This window comes from Parasphingorhabdus sp. (assembly GCF_965233695.1).
In the GTDB taxonomy this organism is placed as follows: Bacteria; Pseudomonadota; Alphaproteobacteria; order Sphingomonadales; family Sphingomonadaceae; genus Parasphingorhabdus.
The window spans coordinates 4,147,937-4,169,075 of record NZ_OZ247497.1 but is presented as its reverse complement, the minus strand read 5'-3'; the positions used below and the strand labels follow the sequence as shown (position 1 = coordinate 4,169,075).

At 55.4% G+C, this 21,139-nt stretch carries 20 protein-coding genes; 19 read left to right on the top strand and 1 reads right to left on the bottom strand.

The window, feature by feature from the left end:
* Positions 1–15 precede the first annotated feature (15 nt).
* Positions 16–714 (top strand): glutathione S-transferase family protein, encoded by a 699-nt coding sequence (locus tag ACO6S1_RS20095; protein WP_422344300.1) that lies wholly within the window; start codon positions 16–18, stop codon positions 712–714.
* Between the two features lie 23 nt (positions 715–737).
* On the opposite strand, the gene ACO6S1_RS20090 is transcribed toward ACO6S1_RS20095, so the two are convergent.
* Positions 738–1,889, bottom strand: a complete 1,152-nt coding sequence (locus tag ACO6S1_RS20090) for a JmjC domain-containing protein (RefSeq protein WP_422344299.1) — start codon at positions 1,887–1,889, stop codon at positions 738–740.
* Positions 1,890–1,996: 107 nt separating this feature from the next.
* On the opposite strand from ACO6S1_RS20090, the gene ACO6S1_RS20085 reads away from it, so the two are divergent.
* The 18 genes from ACO6S1_RS20085 to ACO6S1_RS20000 all read left to right on the top strand — a co-directional run bounded on the left by ACO6S1_RS20085 (position 1,997) and on the right by ACO6S1_RS20000 (position 21,087).
* Positions 1,997–2,542, top strand: coding sequence for a pseudouridine synthase (locus ACO6S1_RS20085; RefSeq protein ID WP_422344298.1), 546 nt, complete (start codon positions 1,997–1,999; stop codon positions 2,540–2,542).
* A gap of 450 nt (positions 2,543–2,992) precedes the next feature.
* Positions 2,993–3,988 carry a cysteine synthase A gene (locus ACO6S1_RS20080; RefSeq protein ID WP_422344297.1) on the top strand — a complete coding sequence of 332 codons (996 nt, stop codon included), beginning with the start codon at positions 2,993–2,995 and terminating at the stop codon, positions 3,986–3,988.
* On the top strand, positions 3,978–4,382 hold the full coding sequence (locus ACO6S1_RS20075) for a hypothetical protein (RefSeq protein ID WP_422344296.1): 405 nt from the start codon (positions 3,978–3,980) through the stop codon (positions 4,380–4,382). The genes ACO6S1_RS20080 and ACO6S1_RS20075 overlap by 11 nt, the downstream gene beginning before the upstream one ends.
* A gap of 3 nt (positions 4,383–4,385) precedes the next feature.
* Positions 4,386–5,183, top strand: a complete 798-nt coding sequence (locus tag ACO6S1_RS20070) for a Gldg family protein (protein ID WP_422344295.1) — start codon at positions 4,386–4,388, stop codon at positions 5,181–5,183.
* Positions 5,184–5,494: 311 nt separating this feature from the next.
* Positions 5,495–5,983: a division/cell wall cluster transcriptional repressor MraZ gene (locus tag ACO6S1_RS20065; RefSeq protein WP_348385364.1), complete on the top strand. Its 489-nt coding sequence runs from the start codon at positions 5,495–5,497 to the stop codon at positions 5,981–5,983.
* A complete protein-coding gene (rsmH, locus tag ACO6S1_RS20060) occupies positions 5,980–6,948 on the top strand; it encodes a 16S rRNA (cytosine(1402)-N(4))-methyltransferase RsmH (protein WP_422344294.1) in 969 nt (322 codons plus the stop codon). The genes ACO6S1_RS20065 and rsmH overlap by 4 nt, the downstream gene beginning before the upstream one ends.
* On the top strand, positions 6,945–7,547 hold the full coding sequence (locus tag ACO6S1_RS20055; RefSeq protein WP_422344293.1) for a colicin transporter: 603 nt from the start codon (positions 6,945–6,947) through the stop codon (positions 7,545–7,547). Before rsmH ends, ACO6S1_RS20055 begins: the two co-directional genes overlap by 4 nt.
* Entirely contained in the window at positions 7,544–9,232 is a 1,689-nt protein-coding gene (locus ACO6S1_RS20050) for a peptidoglycan D,D-transpeptidase FtsI family protein (protein ID WP_422344292.1), read from the top strand. Before ACO6S1_RS20055 ends, ACO6S1_RS20050 begins: the two co-directional genes overlap by 4 nt.
* 3 nt (positions 9,233–9,235) lie before the next feature.
* A complete protein-coding gene (locus ACO6S1_RS20045; protein ID WP_422344291.1) occupies positions 9,236–10,714 on the top strand; it encodes a UDP-N-acetylmuramoyl-L-alanyl-D-glutamate--2,6-diaminopimelate ligase in 1,479 nt (492 codons plus the stop codon).
* Positions 10,711–12,132 carry a UDP-N-acetylmuramoyl-tripeptide--D-alanyl-D-alanine ligase gene (locus ACO6S1_RS20040; RefSeq protein ID WP_422344290.1) on the top strand — a complete coding sequence of 474 codons (1,422 nt, stop codon included), beginning with the start codon at positions 10,711–10,713 and terminating at the stop codon, positions 12,130–12,132. The genes ACO6S1_RS20045 and ACO6S1_RS20040 overlap by 4 nt, the downstream gene beginning before the upstream one ends.
* Positions 12,132–13,202: a phospho-N-acetylmuramoyl-pentapeptide-transferase gene (mraY, locus tag ACO6S1_RS20035; protein ID WP_422344289.1), complete on the top strand. Its 1,071-nt coding sequence runs from the start codon at positions 12,132–12,134 to the stop codon at positions 13,200–13,202. Before ACO6S1_RS20040 ends, mraY begins: the two co-directional genes overlap by 1 nt.
* Positions 13,199–14,533 (top strand): UDP-N-acetylmuramoyl-L-alanine--D-glutamate ligase, encoded by a 1,335-nt coding sequence (gene murD / locus ACO6S1_RS20030; RefSeq protein ID WP_422344288.1) that lies wholly within the window; start codon positions 13,199–13,201, stop codon positions 14,531–14,533. The genes mraY and murD overlap by 4 nt, the downstream gene beginning before the upstream one ends.
* Complete coding sequence (locus ACO6S1_RS20025; RefSeq protein WP_422344287.1) at positions 14,530–15,783, top strand: FtsW/RodA/SpoVE family cell cycle protein; 1,254 nt, start codon at positions 14,530–14,532, stop codon at positions 15,781–15,783. The genes murD and ACO6S1_RS20025 overlap by 4 nt, the downstream gene beginning before the upstream one ends.
* Positions 15,780–16,964 (top strand): undecaprenyldiphospho-muramoylpentapeptide beta-N-acetylglucosaminyltransferase, encoded by a 1,185-nt coding sequence (gene murG / locus ACO6S1_RS20020; protein ID WP_422344286.1) that lies wholly within the window; start codon positions 15,780–15,782, stop codon positions 16,962–16,964. Before ACO6S1_RS20025 ends, murG begins: the two co-directional genes overlap by 4 nt.
* On the top strand, positions 16,961–18,367 hold the full coding sequence (gene murC / locus ACO6S1_RS20015; RefSeq protein ID WP_422344285.1) for a UDP-N-acetylmuramate--L-alanine ligase: 1,407 nt from the start codon (positions 16,961–16,963) through the stop codon (positions 18,365–18,367). The genes murG and murC overlap by 4 nt, the downstream gene beginning before the upstream one ends.
* Positions 18,364–19,269, top strand: a complete 906-nt coding sequence (murB, locus tag ACO6S1_RS20010; RefSeq protein WP_422344284.1) for a UDP-N-acetylmuramate dehydrogenase — start codon at positions 18,364–18,366, stop codon at positions 19,267–19,269. Before murC ends, murB begins: the two co-directional genes overlap by 4 nt.
* Positions 19,266–20,189 carry a D-alanine--D-alanine ligase gene (locus ACO6S1_RS20005; RefSeq protein ID WP_422344283.1) on the top strand — a complete coding sequence of 308 codons (924 nt, stop codon included), beginning with the start codon at positions 19,266–19,268 and terminating at the stop codon, positions 20,187–20,189. The genes murB and ACO6S1_RS20005 overlap by 4 nt, the downstream gene beginning before the upstream one ends.
* 10 nt (positions 20,190–20,199) lie before the next feature.
* On the top strand, positions 20,200–21,087 hold the full coding sequence (locus ACO6S1_RS20000) for a cell division protein FtsQ/DivIB (RefSeq protein ID WP_422344282.1): 888 nt from the start codon (positions 20,200–20,202) through the stop codon (positions 21,085–21,087).
* The last annotated feature ends 52 nt before the right edge of the window (positions 21,088–21,139 follow it).

The following is a 21,139-nucleotide window of genomic DNA, read 5'->3' as shown; positions in this document are numbered from 1 at the left end:
CAGAAAGCCTCATCCATGACCGCTGAATATATTCTCTACGGATCGCCTTTATCCCCGTTTCAACGCAAGACAGAGGCGGTGCTAGCGCTCAAGGGGCTGGACTATGATTGTGTGGCGATCAATATCATGGCGATGCCGGACTGGTATCTGGAGATAAGCCCGCTGGCCCGGATTCCCGCCTTGCGCGACAGGACGGTTGGCACCGAGGGAACGGCCGGTACGATCGCGGACAGCTCGGCCATGTGCGGCTATCTGGAAAAGAAATGCCCACAGCCCGCAGCCTATCCTGCCGATCCCTATTTATATGGCCGCGCTCTGTGGCTGGAGGAATTTGCTGACAGCGCTTTGGCGATGAATGGCGGTGGCGGCGTATTCCGGCCGATCATTTTTTCAGCGATGACCGGCAAGGAACCGGATCTGGAAACCGCGCGCAAGACATGGAATGAAAAGCTGCCGCCGCTGTGGGATTATCTCGAAGGGCAGCTGGACGGCGGGAACCATTTTCTGGGGGATCAGCTCTCCATTGCCGATATCTCCATTGCTGCCCAATTGATGCAGACCGACCTGATTGCTGAACCGCTGGATGCAGGAAAATGGCCGGCACTGGCGGCGTTTCTGGATGCGATGAACGCGCATGAAATTTTTCAGCGCAACCTGACGGCCTGCCAGAAAATGCTGGCCAAGATGGTGCCGGAAAAATTTGATCTGAGTTGACAGGTTCGCGGGGTCGGCTGTTGCTAATCCAATGGTTCGAACGCCACGCTCCCGCGATTATACAGGTCCACGATCAGGTTGATCGTGCTGTCTGAAATTGCAAACGGTTCGTCCATTGTCACCAATGCTTCGGCGCAAAGGATTTCGGCAAAGGGGATCGCATCGCCTGTGCATTCCATTGTCTGACCGTCAACAAACAGCAGCAATTTTTCGGCATCTGTCCGAATGAAGGAAAAACGGCTCGCCGGATTGCAACGTAACGGAACGCCTTGCTGGAGCTTTTCGCGCAGCTCCTGCGGCGCCAATTTCTGCTCTGGCTGCCAATCCATTTCCGTATATTTCGGCGTACTGCTATATTGACCGAACCAGCGCGCAAAGGCTTGGCGATCACCCATTTTCTCGGTGATCATGGCGTGCAGCCGGTCCAGCGCGCCCGAAGATATCTCGCCGGGATTGGACTGGATCGCCAATTCGGGATCGGCATAACGATCATCATCCTGCATCTCGGCAAGCAGATCATCGGCCCAATGGCCGATAAGATCGCTGCGTGATGGCGCACGAAAGCCGACGGAATAGGTCATGCAATCCTCGCCCATCGCGACGCCATTATGCGAGACACCCGGGGGGATGTAGAGGATATCGCCGGGCTCGCAGACAAAATTTTCCTCGGCTTCAAAATCGGCGAGCAGACGCAATTCGTCATGCGGCATTAGCGGGCTGTTCTCGTCGCAATGGCCGCCGACCTGCCAGCGGCGTTTGCCAGCGCCTTGAATCAGAAACACGTCATATTGGTCAAAATGCGGGCCGACCCCGCCTTCCTCCGCAGCAAAGCTCACCATCACGTCATCGATCCGCCAATTGGGAATAAAGCGAAACGGTTCGATCAGGGCGGCAACCTCTGGCACATAATGATCGACGGCCTGCACCAGCAAGGTCCAGTGCTTGTTGCCAAGTGTGTCAAAGCGATCATCGGGCAACGGACCATGTTCCAGTTGCCAGGCGTTGTTGGACCGGATGACAAGGCGCGATTCAATCCCCTCCTCAACGGCCAGTCCGGCCAGCTCGTCAGGTTCAATCGGATTGTGCCAAGCGGTCCACGGGTTTTTCAGGAATAATGGTTTCTTTTGCCAGCTGTCCCGAAGAAAGGCCGCGATATCAAAATTTTTGAATTGCATGGAGGCTCCATAGGGAAACCGGATGCGTTCGCCTATCCGATAAATTTCTGTCTGGCCGCAGATGCTATTCGTTTGCTCCTGCCGGTCATCAATGCCACAGATACAGCATGCCGGACCTCATATTGTTCAACAAACCCTTTGGCGTGCTACCGCAATTTACCGACCGCGGGAGTCCGACGGAGCGGCTGACTTTGTCGAACTTTATTGACCAGCCCGGCGTTTATCCTGCTGGCCGGCTCGACCGCGATAGCGAAGGGCTGATGCTGCTGACGAGTGATGGCAAATTACAGGCGCGGATTGCCGACCCGAAATATAAGATGCCGAAAACCTATCTGGTGCAGGTGGAAGGGGAGCCCGATGCACAGGCGCTTGATCAATTGCGGCAAGGTGTTCAGCTCAAGGATGGCCTGACACGCCCGGCTGATGTCGATCGTATCGACGACCCAGCGTTGTGGCCGCGTGATCCGCCGATACGGGTGCGCAAAAATATTCCGGACTGCTGGCTGAGGCTGACGATCCGGGAAGGTCGCAACCGGCAGGTGCGCCGGATGACCGCAGCGGTTGGGCATCCGACCTTGCGGCTGGTGCGTTGGAGTATCGGAGACTGGACGGTCGAAGGCTTGCCGCCGGGAGAATGGCGACGCGACCGGTGAGCATGGACGATCAGGCGATCCTATCCTCTTCCATAATGCAAAAATGTCTGTCCTACACCGGTCCTTATCCGATATAATGTCAGCCATGATCTTGCCATTTCAATCCTGTCCTGCGCGCCCGATATCTTACAACAGATTGCCCGAACCACAGGGTGTGAATTGTGTGAACTTTGAAAGGATGCGATCCAGTGGACAAAGCGCCATTGGGGTGTGTGCACATTGTCAACTTCGCAATATAGCCATGGTCTCTAAATCACCTGTGAATTGTGTGAACTTTGGTCTGATGAAGATTGCCAAAAAGGTGCAAAGGAACTGTGTCCACTTTGTCAACTTCGTGCGCAAAGCGCTTTGGGAAAAGCGGAAAAGATATAGGGCCGTTAAAGCTGTGCTTTGCCCCGCCCAAATTGTCCCCGCTTGTCGTCATCGGTCGACCCGACTATGGAAGGCAGCATGAATATTTTACCCAATACGCTCGATTTGATCGGCAATACACCACTCGTCCGTCTCGCTGGTCCCAGTGCGGAAGCGGGATGCGATATCTATGGCAAATGTGAATTCGCCAATCCCGGCGCGTCTGTGAAAGATCGCGCTGCCCTGTTCATTGTGCAGGATGCTGAAGAACGCGGCCTGTTGAAACCCGGCGGCATGATCGTTGAAGGCACAGCCGGAAATACCGGTATCGGTATTGCTTTGGTCGCCAACGCCAAGGGTTACAAGACCACAATTGTCATGCCCGAAACACAGAGCCGGGAGAAAATGGATACGCTTCGCGCGCTGGGTGCAAAACTGGTTCTGGTGCCCGCCGCGCCTTATGCCAATCCCGGCCATTTCGTGCATACTTCTCGCCGCCTGGCGGAAGAAACCGAGGGCGCCGTTTGGGCCAACCAGTTCGATAATGTTGCCAATCGCCGCGCCCATATTGAAACGACTGCAGAAGAAATCTGGGAACAGCTGGATGGCAAAGTCGACGGGTTTGTCTGCGCGGCTGGTACAGGCGGAACGATTGCCGGTGTCGGCATGGGTCTGAAGGCAAAAAACGAAAATGTGAAAATCGGTCTGGCTGATCCGCATGGCGCGGCGCTATATAATTACTATGCCCATGGCGAGCTGAAGTCCGAGGGCAGCAGTGTCGCCGAAGGTATAGGGCAAGGCCGGATTACCGGTAATCTTGAAGAAGCGCCGATTGATACCCAATATCGCATCAGCGACGAAGAAGGCATGAAATGGGTTGCGCGCTTGCTGCAGGAAGAGGGGTTATGTCTGGGCCTCTCATCCGGGATTAATGTGGCCGGTGCTATTGCCTTGGGCAAAGAATTGGGGCCAGGCAGCAAGGTTGCGACAATCCTGTGTGATACCGGTTTTCGCTATTTGTCGTCGCTCTACAATGCCGATTGGTTGAAAGAGAAAGGATTGCCGGTGTTCCCCTGGCTGCTAGATGATGATTGAAGATCCGAAAACCCCCGATGCCAGAAAAGAGCGTGACAGTCAGGACACGATGCAGCGCATTCAAGTTGGCGTGGTCGGATTGGTAGCGGTATTAATGGTCGTGAGCATCGCCAATTTTGTCTTGCAACGGGCCAGCGATGAACAGTCGGCGATCGAGGAAATTCAGGCCGAGGCACTGGATAGTACGCGCGGACTTATAGTGGACGCCGAGCCCGCACCCGTGCAAGCGCAGGCTCCGGCGGAACCTTTGGCAGAAATGGGAATTACGCCGGCGCCCGTTCAAGAGGACGACGTTGTCAAGCCGGTACCAACCGTTCCTGGCACACGCGCGCAAGTTGTTCCTGATCTGGAACCTGATCCCAAGCTTGAAGCGCCGATGGACAAGGAGCGATAATCCTTGCGCCGGATCACTGTCATAGCGGCCTGTCTTTTGGCGGCAGGCTTTCTGATGCAATGCAGTCCGGCAGCTACCAATGTTTCCGCTGAAAACAGTGCGCCAGCCAAAATCCAGTTAATGACGAGTCTGCCGATCATCTGGGGCGAAGGCGCCTCGATGGAAACAATCCTGGACGGCAAGACGTCGGCTGCGCCAATTTACACCTATTGGCAGCAACAGCATGACATTATCGCGGTTGATAGTTTTGAAGGGCTGGACGAATCTGATGCAGAAATTGTGCTGCTGGCACAGCCGCCAGCTATGGCACCAGCCGATATAGCTGCGGTCGATGCCTGGGTCAGGGCAGGCGGAAAAGCGATTATCCTGACTGACCCCATGCTGATATGGCCAACCGAATTGTCGCTGGGCGACAAGCGACGACCGCTGGCATCTGGCCTGTTGTCGCCGTTGCTGGAGCACTGGGGCCTGGAACTGCAAGCGCCGGATGAAGCGGGGTCGGGGGGCGTGGAGCTGGAGTTTTCCGGCGTAACCATATCGACAGCCGGTATCGGAACTTTCAAATTGTTGCCGCAACGAGGCGCCGATAAAGGTGCGGATAGAAGCAGCTGTGTGCTGAGCACAGCCAATGTCATGGCAAGTTGCCAAGTGGGCGAGGGAAAGGTGATTATTCTGGCTGATGCCGATTTTCTGAACGATGCCTTATGGACGAATCCCGAACAGCAGAGTGATGACGAACAAGTGGGTGATGCCAGAGAATTGACCGACATATTTATCGCCGAATTGCGTAATGGCACGTGATTCCGGCGCAATTCAATGCTGTTCCGATGGGATATTTGCTATGTTTACAACGACTAAACTGAATTTTGGTGGCTTCCGCCGAGAGGTCGGGAAAATAAAATACATATAAATCAAATAGATAGGCATTTTGATCCGTAAATTCCCCTAAATTCCCGCAAAATCCCCTTCCATCCCCGGCTTTCCCCTGTTAACTCTATTCCGTTATCGGGGTAAATTTCCTGTCCGGGATTCTGGTGTTTCGGGAGCGGCTCACTGCGCGCTTCTCCCAACAAGCGAGATTTGCCTTTCGATACTGTTGAGGGATTGAGGCTGTGTCTGGCAATTATGCTTATTCAGGATCGGGAATATCCGCGATAGACGACAAGGGTCGTCTTTCCGTTCCTGCATTTCTGCGTAAAGATCTGATCGCCAGCAGTGATGGCCGCGTCCTGTGTCTCGGCAAACACGAAAAATGGGATTGCCTCGTCGGTTTTGGCCTCAGCCGCAAAATCGACATGCTTGCCGAAATCGACAAGGAAGAAGAAATCGCCATCGCCCGGTCAGAGCCTTATGATCGCGATGCCGCTGGCGCCCGCAAATTCTCGTCGCTGCAGGAATTGAGTTTCGATGCAAGTGGGCGCTTTGTTCTGCCGCCCATGTTGCAAGCCATCGGTGGTCTGAAAGACAATGTCATCTTCCATGGCATCGGCAAGACATTTTGCCTTTGGGCACCTCAGGCGCTGCTGGACACCACTGACGATGTTCCGGTGGACAAGCGTCTGGTGGAGTTTCATCTGAGCGAATTGGGGAAAAAGAAATGACCCCAAAGACGGCTGCACCCGAAACCTCCAAGGCTCACGTTCCAGTGTTGCTCGATGAAGTCATCGATGCACTCGCCATTACCCCGGGCGAGACGCATGTTGACGGCACATTCGGCGCCGGCGGCTACAGCATGGCGATGATCGCGGCTGGTGCAAAAGTACATGGCTTTGATCAGGATCCCGATGCGATTGCCAGTGGCGAGGCTTTAGTGGAAGCCTCAGAAGGCCAGCTGGTCTTGCATCACGCTTTTTATTCGCAAATGGCAGAGGTTCTTTGCGATGAAGACATTGACGGCGTGACGCTGGATATCGGCGTGTCGTCTATGCAGTTGGACCAGGCGGAGCGCGGTTTCTCTTTTCAGAAAGACGGTCCGCTGGACATGCGCATGTCGCAAGACGGGCCGAGCGCTGCTGATTTTCTAAATGAGGCAGAAGAGGAAGAGATCGCGAATGTTATCTATCGTTATGGCGAGGAACGGCGTTCGCGCAAAATTGCCAAAGCGATCGTGAATGCTCGTCCGCTTACCCGGACTTCCGAGTTGGCAAATCTGGTCCGCAAGACGTTGGGGCACAAGCCCGGCGACAAAAAAGACCCTGCAACGCGAACATTTCAGGCAATTCGAATTCATATCAACCGCGAGTTGGGTGAACTCGAAGATGGTCTGGTCGCTGCGGAACGCCTGCTGAAGCCCGGCGGGCGTCTGGCCATCGTGACTTTCCACAGTCTTGAAGATCGTATTGTCAAAAATTTTCTGCGTGATCGCAGCGGCCAAAAATCCGCTGGCTCGCGCCACTTACCCCAAGTTTCCGAAAAACGGCCGGCGCCCACCTTTCATAAACCAGCCAAACTGGTGCGCCCGACCGGGGCGGAGCAGGTCTCTAATCCCCGAGCCCGCTCCGCCACCCTCAGATCAGCGGTGCGCTCCGACGCGCCAAGTCAAGCGACGATGGGAGGCGATCAATGAAATTGGCAGTGAAACGTCTTGAAGGTATCGGATGGCTTGCGCTGGTTTTTCTGGTTGCGATATTGCTCTATCCGTTGTCTCTCAGCGTGGCCACTTTGCGCAGTGACCTGGCGCGCACTGACAGTAAAATCGTATCGCTCAAAAAGGAAATTCGTTACCTGGAAACAGAATTCAGTGCACGGGCGAATCTGCGCCAGTTGGAGCATTGGAACAAACTGGAATATGGTTACGTTTCGCCCAATGCGTCGCAATATCTGGATGGAGAACGTGCGCTTGCGAATCTCGGTGAGGCGAATTTGCGAAAACCCGTGAAGGTGGCGGTCATTAGTTCGATGGACGATGTCAAGCCAGCTGGAATTATTGGCTCGGTATTTCCGACTGCTTCAGCCAGAACAAGCGATACCGGAACAGGCGAAGCCGTTACCGCTCAACAGGTAGCTGTTGTTGCAACAGATGAAAATGTGCCGACGGCTCAGCAATTGCGTGAGACCAAAACCAGGCGGGTCGCAGATATGGAGGCGAAGCTTCTTGATGATGGCTTGGTCAGGCAGCTTGCGGCGAGAGCGGGTCGTGAGCAGGCAGGGAGCCTTGCTCAATGACGACTCTTCTGGCCAGCAGCAGAAAAGTCCAGTTTTCCGGGAAAAATAAGGAATTAGCAGCCAGTGCCCACTTTCGATTGATGGTGCTGTTGCTTGTATTTCTGGCGATTTTCACTGTTGTGGTTGGGCGGTTGATCAGCTTCGGTATCCTGGAAGATGCCCAGCCGACCCGAATGTCAAGCTCCGCCTTTGTGCCTGTACGGGGTGATATTGTTGACCGTAATGGAGTGCCATTGGCGCGCACCATAAGAGGCTATGCCATTCGCGTGGTTCCGGAGCGGGTACTGGGTGACAAAGCTTTATTGGCGCGGCAATTGGCTGATCTTTTTCCAGACACAAGCGCGGCAGAATTCCTTGCAAAGCTTGAGGGCTCGCGGCCAACTTATCTCCGCCGTCGGGCGCTGCCTAAGGAAGTAAAGCAAGTTCATGCATTGGGCGAAATTGGCATAGAGTTTCCCAGGGAGAATGAGCGTCTCTATCCACAGCGCGATCTGGCGGCCCATGTTCTGGGGTATGTTAATGCGGATAGCGAAGGTGTGATGGGCATGGAGCGTGCGCTCAATGATCGCCTGAAGGCTGAAAACACACGTGGAACGCCGGCCATGCTATCCATAGACAGCCGCGTGCAGGCGGCATTGGAAAGCGAATTGATGGTCGCGATGACAGCGCATGAAGCGCGCGGTGCGGCTGGCATCATACTCGATGTTCATACGGGTGAAGTAATGGCGTTGGCGTCGCTCCCCGTGTTTGATCCCAACAAGATCCGCAAGGAGACGATCAAATATCAGACCAATGAGGTCACGCAGAGCGTGTTTGAACTGGGATCGACCTTTAAGCCGTTGACTGTTGCAGCTGCCCTCGACGCCGGAACTGTTACCGACTTGGCTGTACGATATAATGCTACAGAGCCGATTAAGGTTGCTGGTTTTACGATCAAAGATGATCATGGTCAGAACCGCTATCTCAATGTGCCGGAAACGCTGGTTCACAGTTCCAATATTGTCACTGCCCGGCTGGCTGACAATCTTGGTAAAGAAGGTATGGAACATATGATCCGCCGTCTCGGCTTTGATGAGCGTCCGCACATCGAACTAGCGGAGCGGGGAAAGCCGCTCTGGCCGCAGCGTTGGGGCCGTGTGACCAATATGACGGTTGCTTATGGTCACGGCATTGCCGTTACGCCGCTCCATTTGGCAAGCTCTTATGCTGCCTTGGTGAATGGCGGCATCTGGCGTCCGGCCACGCTGCTTAAAGTTGAACCTGGTGAAGAAGCGGAGGGTCGCCGCGTGTTCAAGGCGGCAACAAGTGCAAGGATGCGGCAATTGCTGCGGATGATCGTATCCAATGGGACGGGTCGCAAGGCGGACGCACCAGGCTATCGGATCGGTGGCAAAACCGGATCGGCTGAAAAGCCATCCAATGGCGGCTATGCCAAAACATCGCTGGTCTCGACCTTTGCTGCTGCCTTTCCGATGGATAATCCGCGCTATGTGGTTATCGCGATGCTTGATGAACCCAAAGGCAATGCCGAAACCGGTTTTCAAAGGACTGCCGGTTGGACGGCTGCTCCAGTCGTGCGCAAGGTTGTTCAAAGAGTGGGGCCGATGCTGGGCGTTGTGCCGGATGAGCATCGGGATGTCGATGTATCGGAGCTGACACCGCTACTCTGGTCGCCGAAAGGATAGGCGATGAAATTAAGCGCTCTTATCGCCGGGCTTAATGACGCGGCATTGGAAAGCGAAGCAGGCGAGGCTCGTGTGACAGGCTTTGCCATTGATAATCGAAAGATTGCGCCTGGAAATATATTCGGCGCATTCCAGGGTAGTAATTTCAATGGCGAGGATTTTATCGAGGCCGCGGTTACAGCTGGTGCGATAGCAATCGTCGCTCATCCTGATGCTGAAGTGAAGGGCGCGGTCCATATTGCCGACCAGGAGCCGCGGCGGCTGTTTGCATTGCTGGCTGCGCGCTATTTTACCCCTACCCCGCAATATGTTGCTGCTGTGACGGGTACCAATGGTAAAACGTCAACAGCTGAACTGACTCGCCAGCTTTGGCGCATGGCTGGCCTGAACAGCGCGTCGATCGGAACGCTGGGCGTCACAACTGCGGATGAACAAGTCAAAACCGGCCTGACCACACCCGATATAGTGACTTTCCTCTCCAATATGTCCGGGCTTGCTCGTGAAGGTGTGAGTCATGCGATATTTGAGGCTTCAAGCCATGGGCTTTCTCAGTATCGCACAGAGGGTTTGCCGGTGCAGGTTGGCGTCTTTACCAACCTGAGCCGCGATCATCTCGATTATCATGGTGACATGGATAGTTATTTTGAAGCAAAAATGCGGCTGTTCGATGAAGTGGTTGATGACGCCGGCACTGCCGTGATCTGGGCTGATGATGAATGGTCAGGCGCAGCGATCAAGCGCGCGATGGATCGTGGGTTGAATCTTTTTACCGTAGGCGAGCAGGGCACATCGCTTCGTCTTTTGTCGCGAACACCCACGCAGTTGGGCCAGGTGCTCATGATCAAGGCGCAGGGCAATACCCATCGCATCGCTTTGCCGCTGATTGGTGCCTACCAGGCCGCAAACGTGCTTTGCGCGGCGGGCGTCGTCTTGGCGACCGGTGGTGCGCTGGAAGATGTAATCGACCATATGCAGCGCGTACAGCCTGTGCGAGGCCGCCTTGAGCGCGCCGTTATCACAAAGATCGGCGCGCCGGTCTATGTTGACTATGCCCATACGCCCGATGGATTGCGTGCGGCGATAGAGGCGTTGCGGCCGCATGTTAAGGGGCGGCTGATCACCATCTTTGGAGCTGGCGGAGACCGGGACAAGGGTAAGCGGCCGGAAATGGGCAAAGTTGCCGCACAGCTATCGGACATTTGCATTGTTACTGACGACAACCCGCGCGGAGAGGACCCGGTGGCCATTCGCAGCGACATAATGGCCGGGGCAAAAGGCGCCACGGAAGTTGGCGACCGCAGGGCGGCCATTGGCCATGCCATTGCACAGGCTGGTGCGGACGATATCATTTTGTTGGCTGGTAAGGGACATGAACAGGGGCAGATTGTCGGCGATCGGATCATTCCGTTCGATGATGTTGAAGTCGCACGAGAATGTGTCCGCGAAGCCAATGGCACACCGCAACCGGAGACGGCCGCATGAAGCCGCTATGGACATCTTCTGCCATTGCTGCAGCTGTTGACGGGCAGGCCAGCGCCGAATTTGAAGTCAGCGGGGTCGCGTTCGACTCTCGCGAAATCGGACCGGGCGACCTGTTTTTTGCGCTGAAAGGCGAACAGAGTGATGGCCATCTCTATGTCGATAGCATTTATGAAGCGGGCGGAGCCGGTGCGGTTGTAAGCCAGCCGGTCGATGGTCCGCATATATTGGTATCGGATACGACCAAGGCGCTGAATCAGCTCGCCACCGCATCGCGTACCCGAACCGAAGCCAAAATTATCGGTGTAACTGGCTCTGTCGGTAAGACCGGAACCAAAGAAGCCCTATTTGCAGCTTTGAACCGTGCGTCCATGGGAAAGTCCCATCGGTCGGTAAAAAGCTACAATAACCATGTTGGCGTTCCGCTGAGCCTGTCGCGTATGCCGGCGGAATGCCAATATGGGATTTTCGAAATGGGAATGAACCACGCCGGCGAACTGGCCCAGCTCACGCGGCTGGTTCGACCCGATGTCGCTATCATTACCGCCATAGCGCCTGCGCATATCGGCCATTTTTCCGGTGTCGAAGCCATCGCCGATGCCAAGGCGGAAATTTTTCAGGGCCTGACCCACGAAGGCACGGCGATCATCCCGTTTGACAGCGAACATTATGAGCGCCTGCGCAAAGCAGCGCTGCGTTGCACCAAGAAAGTGGTCACGTTCGGTTTTGGTGAACAGGCGGATGTTCGTGCGGTCGATGTCGTGCCAGCACCGGCTGGCGGATCGCTGGTTACGGCCAGGTTTCGCGACGATGGCCAGGGCGATCGCAGTCTCTGTTTCACGGTCGCAGAGCCGGGCAAGCATTGGGTATCCAATGCGCTGGCCATCTTGGCGGCTGTACGCGCGGTTGGCGGCGACCTGGCGGCAGCCGGATTGGCACTGGCAGAACTGAACGGCCTTGATGGCCGCGGAAAACGGCATAAAATTGAATTGAAGGATGGCGGTCACGCGCTTTTGATCGACGAAAGCTATAATGCCAATCCGGTATCGATGAAGGCCACTTTAGGGCAATTGGCGAGTGAACCGTGCAACGGGGATAAAATCGTCTTGCTTGGTGCTATGGGCGAATTGGGCGACAAAGCGCAGGTCTACCATGAGGCTTTGGCCGATGACATTATCACGTCGGGTGCGCGAACGATAGTTCTGGTTGGCGACGAAATGGCTTATACTTCGGCCCGGCTGGCCGAACTGGCATCAGAAAAACTTGATTACACCCCCGAAATAACTCATGTGGCGGGCGCTTCGGAAGCGCTAACTGAAGTCGCAGGAAAAATCGGCGACGAAGACACTCTGCTGATCAAGGGATCCAATTATCTGGGGCTTGCCAAGGTCGTATCGGCTTTGGTGAGCGGGGAGTATTAATGTTTTATCTACTGGCACAATGGCTTGAATTTGAAGGCGTTCTTAACGTCTTTCGCTATCTGAGTTTCCGGTCTGGCGCTGCAATTGCAACTGCATTGTTCATCGGCATGCTGATTGGACCGAGATTCATCAACATGCTGCGGATAAAGCAGGGGAAGGGCCAGCCGATCCGGGAAGACGGTCCGATCACACATCTAAAAAAAGCAGGCACACCGACAATGGGCGGCCTGATGATTTTGACTTCGGTTGTCATTTCGGTTTTGCTTTGGATGGATCTCAGCAATATTTTTGTTTGGGCCTGCATCTTTGTGACGCTGGGTTTTGGCGCCATTGGCTTTATGGATGACTATGACAAAGTCAGCAAGGCCAGTCACAAAGGCGTCCCCGGCCGGGTTAGATTGCTGATGGAATTTGTTGTCGCCGGCTTTGCAACATGGATCATTGTCCAGCAGATCGGCACCAATCTCTATGTTCCTTTTTTCAACGACGTGCAGATCAACCTGGGTTGGTTCTATTTTCCCTTCGCGATGTTTGTCATCGTTGGTTCCGGCAATGCGGTGAACCTGACCGATGGCCTCGACGGGCTGGCAACGATGCCAGTGGCTATTGCGAGTGCGACCTTCCTGATCCTGGTTTACATGTCCGGCAATGCGGTCTTTTCCGAATATCTCGGCATCCCCTTTGTACCGGGGGCAGGCGAGCTAGCCATTTTCTGCGCCTGTATAATTGGTGCTTGTTTGTCCTTTCTCTGGTTTAACGCCCCGCCTGCTGCCGTGTTTATGGGCGATACTGGAAGCCTGGCCCTCGGCGGCGCATTGGGGGCGATTGCTGTTTCGATTCATCACGAAATCGTTCTTGCCATTGTTGGCGGGTTGTTCGTGCTGGAAGCGGTTTCTGTCATCGTGCAAGTTTTCTTCTTCAAACGTACAGGCAGGCGGGTATTCCGCATGGCCCCGATCCATCACCATTTCGAACAGCTTGGCTGGTCTGAATCAACAGTCGTGATCCGCTTTTGGATCATCAGTCTGGTTCTCGCACTAGCCGGTCTGGCAACGCTCAAGCTCAGATGATCCGCTCGTCCGCCTTTGCCAACAAGAGCTACGCCATTTTGGGCCTGGCACGATCTGGCATGGCGACGCTGGAGGCCCTGCATGCCAGTGGCGCGCGAATACTGGCGTGGGACACAAGGGAAGACTTGCGTGAGGCGGCCAAGGACAAAGCGATCATTGCTGACCCGTTGGAGGCGGATCTGAGCGACTATGATGCGGTGATCGTATCCCCCGGCGTTCCGCTCAACACCCATCCGATCCGCGACAAGGCGGCTGATGACGGTGTGCCGATCATCGGTGATATCGAGCTGTTCGCGCATGCGCGGCGTTCTTTGCCACCGCATCGCGTTGTTGGCATTACCGGCACCAACGGCAAGTCGACCACGACGGCATTGCTCCACCACATCATACAGAGTTCAGCGATTCCAACGCATATGGGCGGGAATATCGGCCTGCCGATCTTGTCACAAAATCCATTGCCAGCCGGCGGTATCTATGTGCTGGAACTGTCAAGCTACCAGATTGATCTGACGCAAAGTCTGGATTGCGATATTTCGATTTTACTGAATATTTCTCCCGACCATCTTGATCGCTATGACAGTTTTCATGCCTATGCAGCGGCCAAGGCGCGGTTGTTCGACATGATGTCTGCTGATCACATGGCGATTATTTCCGGCAGCGATGAAAAATCGCAGTTGATCATTGCCCATTTGCGTGAAGAGGGCCGCATAAAGAAAATCGCCGATCTAAGCGCTGCTGCTGCAACCGGTCAGGAAAACTGGCCATCACTGCAAGGACCGCACAATCTGCAAAATGCTATTGTTGCCGCTTCCGCAGCGCACAGTCTGGGCCTCTCGGAACAACAGATACGGGCTGCGTTGGCAAGTTTTCGCGGGCTGCCGCACCGGATGGAACGGATTGCAAAAGCCAATGGCGTTCTATTTGTCAACGACAGCAAGGCGACCAATCCTGCGTCCTCGGGACCCGCGCTGGGCGCCTATCCCAAAATTCACTGGATTGTTGGCGGGCTGCCCAAAAGCGATGATCTGAAAGAATGCGAACCCTATTACAAGAATATCGTGCACGCTTATACTATTGGTGATGCCGGACCACGATTTGGTGAATTGCTGTCGCCGCATATGCCAGTCGAACCCTGCGAGATGATGCTGACCGCGGTGCAGCAGGCTGCCGCCAATGCAAAGCCAGGCGAAGTTGTCCTGCTTTCACCTGCTTGCGCCTCGTTCGACCAATTCAAGGATTTCGAGGCACGCGGCGATTGTTTTCGCTGTGCGGTAAAAAGCGTAATCGACAATGATCAAATCGGAACGGCAACTGGGGGCTCAGTATCATGACCGATGGAACAACGACACAAGGCTCGGCGCCAGCAAATGGATTGCCAGAAATTGCTGCAGGTCTGAAAAAGAAGCGCTTTCAGTTTGAATCGCGTTTGGGGCGCAGCGATCGCTCTCCTCTCTCGGTTTGGTTCTGGGAGCTGGATCGGGTGCTGCTGGCTTTGATGCTGACCCTGATCGCCATCGGCCTGATCGCTGTGGCGGCTGCATCTCCGGTATCTGCTCTAAAACACAGCACCGCGGCTGTTTCGCTGGACCCGCTCTATTATTTCTATCGTCAGCTCGGTTGGGTGATAGTCGGCATTCCGGTGATGCTGGTAGTGTCGATGCTACCCAAAGAGCAGGCACGGCGATTTGCGATTATCGCGGCGATTGCGGCTTTTGCTTTGCTGTTTCTGGTGCCGATATTCGGCAAGTCGGTCAATGGTGCGCAGCGCTGGATCGGCTATGGTTTTGCTACGGTTCAGCCGGGTGAATTTCTCAAACCCTTTTATGCTGTCTCTCTGGCATGGCTGCTTTCCTTGCGGATCAAGGATCCATCGCTACCCGTAATTTCACTGTCGTTCGTGCTGACCGGCGTTGTTGCTTTGCTTTTGATGATGCAGCCAAATCTGGGCCAGACGCTCATTTTCTGTGGCATCTGGTTTGTACTGATGATGATTTCTGGCCTTTCGGCGCGGTTGATCGCAGCCATGGGCGGGGTTGGTGTTGGCGGCCTGATTGCGGCATATTTCTTTTACCCCGTGGCAACCCAGCGCATCAACACATGGCTATTTGGTGGTGACGAATTTGATCAGGTGATGCTGGCGCACAAAGCATTGACCGGCGGTGGTCTGCTCGGCACAGGCCCGGGTCTCGGTACCGCAAAGTTCAAATTGCCTGAAGCGCATACCGATTATATTTTCTCGGTCATTGGCGAGGAGTTCGGGCTGCTCGCCTGCGTTGCCATCGCGCTGGTCTATCTGGCTATCGTTGTCCGCGTGTTCCTGCGCCTGCTGGATGAAGAGGATAATTTCATCATTCTCGCCGTCGGCGGGCTAACCGCGCAATTTGGTGGACAGGCGCTGATCAACATGGCGGTCAACTTGCAGCTTTTTCCCTCCAAGGGCATGACATTGCCGCTGATCAGCTATGGCGGTTCGTCTTTTATCGCCCTTTCGCTCGGCGTTGGACTGCTGCTAGCTTTCACACGCAGAAACCCCTATTTAGATCGCTCACTTTATGTCACGAATGGGATGGTGACCAAATGAGCTTTACGAAACACTATGTGCTCGCCGCCGGTGGTACGGGTGGCCACATGATTCCGGCCTATGCGCTAGCGAAGGAACTGGTTCAGCGCGGTCACCGTGTTGCCCTGATCACCGACGAGCGCGGCAAGAAAATCCCGGGCATGGTCGATGATGGTCAAGTGCATGTGTTGCCTGCGGGCCGGATTACCAAAGACCCGCGCGGCTGGCTTGCCGGCGCGCGTGCGATTATGAAGGGTCGCAAGATGGCGATGCAACTTTACGATGCGTTTGAACCATCGGCCGTTGTCGGCTTTGGCGGCTATCCCGCCTTTCCGGCTCTGCTGGCGGCGCACCGCAAGAATATCCCGACGATTATCCACGAACAAAATGCCGTGCTGGGCCGGGTCAACCGCCTTGCTGCACGTTCCGTCAATGCGATAGCGACATCCTATCCGGATGTTTTGAAGCTGAAAACGAAGCATAAAGAAAAGGTCCATCTGGTCGGCAATCCGGTGCGCGAAGAGGTCATCGCTCTGCGCGACGAGCCTTACCCGCCGCTGACGGAAGAAGGTATTTTCCGCGTGCTGGTTACCGGTGGCAGTCAGGGTGCGACGATATTGTCCGACGTCGTGCCTGACGGCCTCGCGCTTTTGCCGATGCATCTGCGCCGGCGTCTGCAAGTGACGCAGCAATGCCGCGAACAGGATATCGAACGGGTGCGGGAGAAATATGCCGAGCATGACATCCCTGCAGAACTCGCGACCTATCTGCCAGACTTGCCGCAACGACTGGGCTGGTCGCATGTGGTGATCGGACGGGCGGGCGCGTCCACGATTGCCGAACTGACCACCGCCGGCCGCCCCGCAATCCTCATCCCGCTGCCCATCGCAACCGATGATCACCAAACGCAGAATGTCCGGGAGATGGTTGCTGCTGGCGGTGCGCGTGCCATTGCGCAGCCGCAATTCACTGCCAAGGAACTGGCCAAACAAATGCAGAAAATGGCGCTTGGGCCAGATGCGCTGCAAAATGCGGCGCGCTTTGCCAAGAAATGCGGCCGTCCCGATGCGGTGAGCGATCTGGCTGATCTGGTCGAGAGCATTGGAACATCGCCGCTATCGAAAACGCTCAAAGTCAAAAAAGAAAAATCACAAATGCTACCCAATCAACGCCCCGCGCTGGCGAAAGAAACCGCGCAATGAAGGGCGTGGGTACCGATATCGGGACAATTCATTTTGTCGGCATTGGCGGTATCGGCATGTCCGGTATCGCTGAAGTCATGCACAATCTGGGCTATCAGGTGCAGGGCTCCGACATAGCCGAAAGCTATATTGTCGAGGGCCTGCGTGCCAAGGGCATCAAGGTGATGATTGGCCAAAATGGCGAAAATGTCGTTGGCACCGCTGTGGTCGTCACGTCGACTGCGGTCAAGCGCGGCAATCCTGAAGTCGAAAAAGCCCTCGAAGATCGCATTCCGTTGGTCCGCCGCGCGGAAATGCTAGCCGAATTGATGCGTCTGAAGCGCACCATCGCCATAGCGGGTACGCACGGCAAGACGACCACGACCTCCATGGTTGCGGCGATGCTCGATGCGGGGGGTATTGACCCGACCGTGATCAATGGCGGCATCATCAACAGCTATGGTTCCAACGCGCGTCTCGGCGACAGCGAATGGATGGTGGTTGAGGCAGATGAGAGCGATGGCAGCTTCCTGCGTCTTGATGGCACAATTGCGGTGGTCACCAATATCGATCCGGAACATCTCGATCATTATGGCAGTTTCGACAAGATCAAGGACAGCTTTGTCGAGTTTATCGAAAATGTGCCCTTTTATGGCGCGGCAATCCTGTGTCTTGATCATCCCGAAGTACAGGCGATCCTGCCGCGCATTCGTGACCGGCGGCTGATAACCTATGGATTTTCCGCACAAGCTGACGTGAAGGGTGTCAACGTCACACCAATTCCCGGCGGCAACCGCTTCGATGTGGTGATCCGCGACCGTGATGGCGAGACGCGGACGATTGAAGGCATCACGCTCCCCATGCCCGGGCGGCACAATGTCGAAAACGCGATAGCAGCGGTCGCGGTTGGCCTGGAAATGGGCATGACCGACGAGCAAATTGCCAGCGGATTTGATCATTTCGGCGGCGTCAAACGGCGTTTCACCAAAGTTGGTGAAGTCGATGGCGTATCTATTATCGACGATTATGGTCACCATCCGGTGGAAATCCGGGCGGTGCTTTCGGCTGCGCGAGAAGGCGCAGAAGGCCGGGTCATCGCGGTTGTCCAACCCCATCGCTTCACGCGGCTCCGCGATCATATGGAAGATTTTCAGCAAGCCTTTAACGATGCAGACATGGTCTATGTGACGCCGGTCTATGTTGCTGGCGAAGATCCTATCGAAGGTGTGGATAGCGAAGCTCTTGCCGCCGGCCTGCGCAAGCGCGGACACAGGGTTGCCGAAACCGTGGCAGATGAAGCGGATTTGACAGCACGGCTTGCGGATGTGGCGCAGGACAAGGACATGATTGTCTGTCTGGGCGCTGGTGATATCACGAAATGGGCTGCTGGTTTGGCCGATGGCATGAGGGCAGCACGGTCATGATGGCTGCGACGACCCTTCCCGAAACGCGCGGCAAGCTTACCGCTGACGCGCCTCTGGCGCCGCTCGTCTGGTTTAAAAGCGGCGGTCCGGCGGAGTGGTTGTTTGAACCCCAAGACGTCAGCGATTTACAGAATTTCCTGCGCGGTTTGCCCGCAGATATAACGGTCTGGCCGTTGGGCCTGGGCTCTAACCTGATCATTCGCGACGGCGGCAAGCGCGGCGTGACCGTGCGTCTGGGCAAAGCCTTCGCTGGCATCGCCCTACATAATGACGACTCCGAGGTGATAGTCTGCGGCGCTGGCGCACCGGGTATATCGGCTGCCAGCTTCGCGCGCGATAACGGGTTGGCCGGGACCGAGTTCCTGCGCGGTATTCCCGGCACGGTCGGGGGCGCGGTGCGGATGAACGCGGGCGCTTATGGCCGGGAAATGTGTGATATATTGGTAAGCGCTGATGTTGTGTTGCGCGACGGTAGTCTGGAAACATTCTCTCTCGATGATATGGATTATAGCTATCGCCACTCCGGACTGCCGGAAGGCGCTATCGTTGTCAGCGCGACCTTGCGTGGCACGCCGGGCGACAAGAATGAAATCACAACAGAAATGAAACGCATCGCGGACGAGCGCGAAGCCTCTCAGCCGCTGCGTACCAAAACCGGCGGCTCGACGTTTAAAAACCCCGATGGTCACAAGGCATGGCAATTGGTTGATGAAGCGGGCTGCCGTGGGTTGCAAATGGGTCAGGCACAGGTGTCAGAGAAACATTGCAATTTCCTGCTCAATTTGGGCGGAGCGACCTCCGCCGATATCGAGGCTTTGGGTAATGAAGTCCGTCGGCGCGTCAAAGAACATAGTGGTGTCGAATTGCAGTGGGAGATTCAGCGCGTGGGAGAAGAGACATGACCGATAAACTCCATGTCGCTGTCCTCATGGGCGGATGGTCTGCTGAACGCGAAGTTTCGCTGATGAGCGGTAACGGGGTCGCCGATGCGCTGGAAAAAAACGGTCATCAGGTGACTCGCATCGATATGGACCGCAATCTTGCTATGGTTTTGGACGCGGTAAAACCGGATGTCGTGTTCAACGCGCTGCACGGTTGTCCGGGCGAAGACGGAACCGTTCAGGGAATGCTCGATCTGATGCAAATCCCCTATACTCATAGCGGTCTGGTAACCTCAGTCATCGCGATCGACAAGGAGCTGACCAAGCAACAACTGATTCCCGCTGGTATTCCGATGCCTCCTGGCAAGATGGTCAAGAGCAAAGATATTTTCGAAGCCGACCCATTGCCTCGCCCCTATGTACTGAAACCAGTCAATGAAGGCTCATCCGTCGGAGTGGCAATTGTTACCGATCAGGGCAATTACGGCAATCCGATCGGCCGCGATGTATCCGGCCCGTGGCAGGAATTTGACGAATTGCTCGCTGAACCCTTTATCAAGGGGCGCGAGCTGACGACCGCTGTGGTCGGCGGCAAGGCGCTATGCGTAACCGAGTTGAAGCCGAAAGCCGGTTTTTATGATTATGACGCCAAATATACCGAAGGCCTGACTGAACATATCTGTCCAGCCGATATTCCGGCGGATATTGAAAAGCTCTGTCTGGATTATGCGCTGCGAGCCCATCAGGTTCTGGGTTGCAAGGGAACATCCCGGACGGATTATCGCTGGGATGATGAATTGGGTGCGGACGGCCTGTTTGTATTGGAAACCAATACCCAGCCGGGCATGACGCCGCTCAGCCTGGTCCCGGAACAGGCCAAGCAAATGGGGATAAGTTATGAAGAGCTGGTCGAAATGATCGTGAGGGAAGCCCTGAGATGAGGAAAAGGCGATGACAGCAGCGTCAGTGAGGCGGACAAATAAAAAGTCCAAGGGTAAGCCACGTAAGGTGAACAAGAAAAAAGTGCGTCAGATCTCGATATTTGACAAAATCCTGCGCGCGATGCCGGTTACCGAAGCACAGGTTCAGAAAGGCCTGACCTGGGGTTTGGTCGGCGTGTTTGTTTTGGGTGCCTATAGTATCGCGCACTATGCCGGCATCAACGAACGGATCAGCAGCCAGGTAGCAACCACCGTTGGGGCCGCGGGATTTGAAGTGAAGCGGGTTGAAGTCACCGGCGTCAACCGGATCGATGAACTGAAAGTCTATGAAATTACATTGGCACAGAAAGATCGCTCGATGATGCTGGTCGATATTGATCAGGTGCGCGACGATTTGATGGGCAATGGCTGGATCAAGGACGCGCGGATTTCGAGGCGCTTGCCGGACACGTTGGTGGTCGAGATTATCGAACGCGAACCGGCCGCAGTTTGGCAGCGGGATGGAAAACTGTCCCTGATCGACCAGACCGGATATCCGTTGCAACAGATACAGCCGGAAGAAATGCCGGACCTGCCGGTGATTGTAGGCAAAAAAGCCAATAAACGCGTACCCGAACTCACCAAGCTATTGGATGTAGCACCGGCGCTCAGTCCGATGGTGACAGGCGCGACCTGGATTGGTAACCGGCGATGGAATCTGGAGTTTGAAAGCGGGGAAACATTAGCCTTGCCGGAAGGTGAAGAGACAGCCGCTGCGGCGTTGCTCAACTTTGCGCGGATGGACGGGGTGAACCGCTTGCTCGGACGCGGGGTTGTGCATTTTGATTTGCGCGATTCGGAACGCGCCTATCTGCGGATGCCGCCGAAAGCCGAAACTTCACCGGAACCAGAGGGTTAAACAAGACGCTATCGATTGGGGGCACCATGAGGCAGCAAAAAGGACACAAGGG

Excerpts from the sequence above, each read along its gene's own strand:
- mraY (WP_422344289.1), top strand. The coding sequence starts at position 12,132 with ATGTTTTATCTACTGGCACAATGGCTTGAATTTGAAGGCGTTCTTAAC.
- ACO6S1_RS20075 (WP_422344296.1), top strand. The coding sequence starts at position 3,978 with ATGATGATTGAAGATCCGAAAACCCCCGATGCCAGAAAAGAGCGTGAC.
- murC (WP_422344285.1), top strand. The coding sequence starts at position 16,961 with ATGAAGGGCGTGGGTACCGATATCGGGACAATTCATTTTGTCGGCATT.
- murB (WP_422344284.1), top strand. The coding sequence starts at position 18,364 with ATGATGGCTGCGACGACCCTTCCCGAAACGCGCGGCAAGCTTACCGCT.
- ACO6S1_RS20050 (WP_422344292.1), top strand. The coding sequence starts at position 7,544 with ATGACGACTCTTCTGGCCAGCAGCAGAAAAGTCCAGTTTTCCGGGAAA.
- ACO6S1_RS20040 (WP_422344290.1), top strand. The coding sequence starts at position 10,711 with ATGAAGCCGCTATGGACATCTTCTGCCATTGCTGCAGCTGTTGACGGG.
- ACO6S1_RS20045 (WP_422344291.1), top strand. The coding sequence starts at position 9,236 with ATGAAATTAAGCGCTCTTATCGCCGGGCTTAATGACGCGGCATTGGAA.
- murD (WP_422344288.1), top strand. The coding sequence starts at position 13,199 with ATGATCCGCTCGTCCGCCTTTGCCAACAAGAGCTACGCCATTTTGGGC.
- ACO6S1_RS20095 (WP_422344300.1), top strand. The coding sequence starts at position 16 with ATGACCGCTGAATATATTCTCTACGGATCGCCTTTATCCCCGTTTCAA.
- rsmH (WP_422344294.1), top strand. The coding sequence starts at position 5,980 with ATGACCCCAAAGACGGCTGCACCCGAAACCTCCAAGGCTCACGTTCCA.
- ACO6S1_RS20085 (WP_422344298.1), top strand. The coding sequence starts at position 1,997 with ATGCCGGACCTCATATTGTTCAACAAACCCTTTGGCGTGCTACCGCAA.
- ACO6S1_RS20025 (WP_422344287.1), top strand. The coding sequence starts at position 14,530 with ATGACCGATGGAACAACGACACAAGGCTCGGCGCCAGCAAATGGATTG.
- murG (WP_422344286.1), top strand. The coding sequence starts at position 15,780 with ATGAGCTTTACGAAACACTATGTGCTCGCCGCCGGTGGTACGGGTGGC.
- ACO6S1_RS20090 (WP_422344299.1), bottom strand. The coding sequence starts at position 1,889 with ATGCAATTCAAAAATTTTGATATCGCGGCCTTTCTTCGGGACAGCTGG.
- ACO6S1_RS20005 (WP_422344283.1), top strand. The coding sequence starts at position 19,266 with ATGACCGATAAACTCCATGTCGCTGTCCTCATGGGCGGATGGTCTGCT.
- ACO6S1_RS20000 (WP_422344282.1), top strand. The coding sequence starts at position 20,200 with ATGACAGCAGCGTCAGTGAGGCGGACAAATAAAAAGTCCAAGGGTAAG.
- ACO6S1_RS20080 (WP_422344297.1), top strand. The coding sequence starts at position 2,993 with ATGAATATTTTACCCAATACGCTCGATTTGATCGGCAATACACCACTC.
- ACO6S1_RS20055 (WP_422344293.1), top strand. The coding sequence starts at position 6,945 with ATGAAATTGGCAGTGAAACGTCTTGAAGGTATCGGATGGCTTGCGCTG.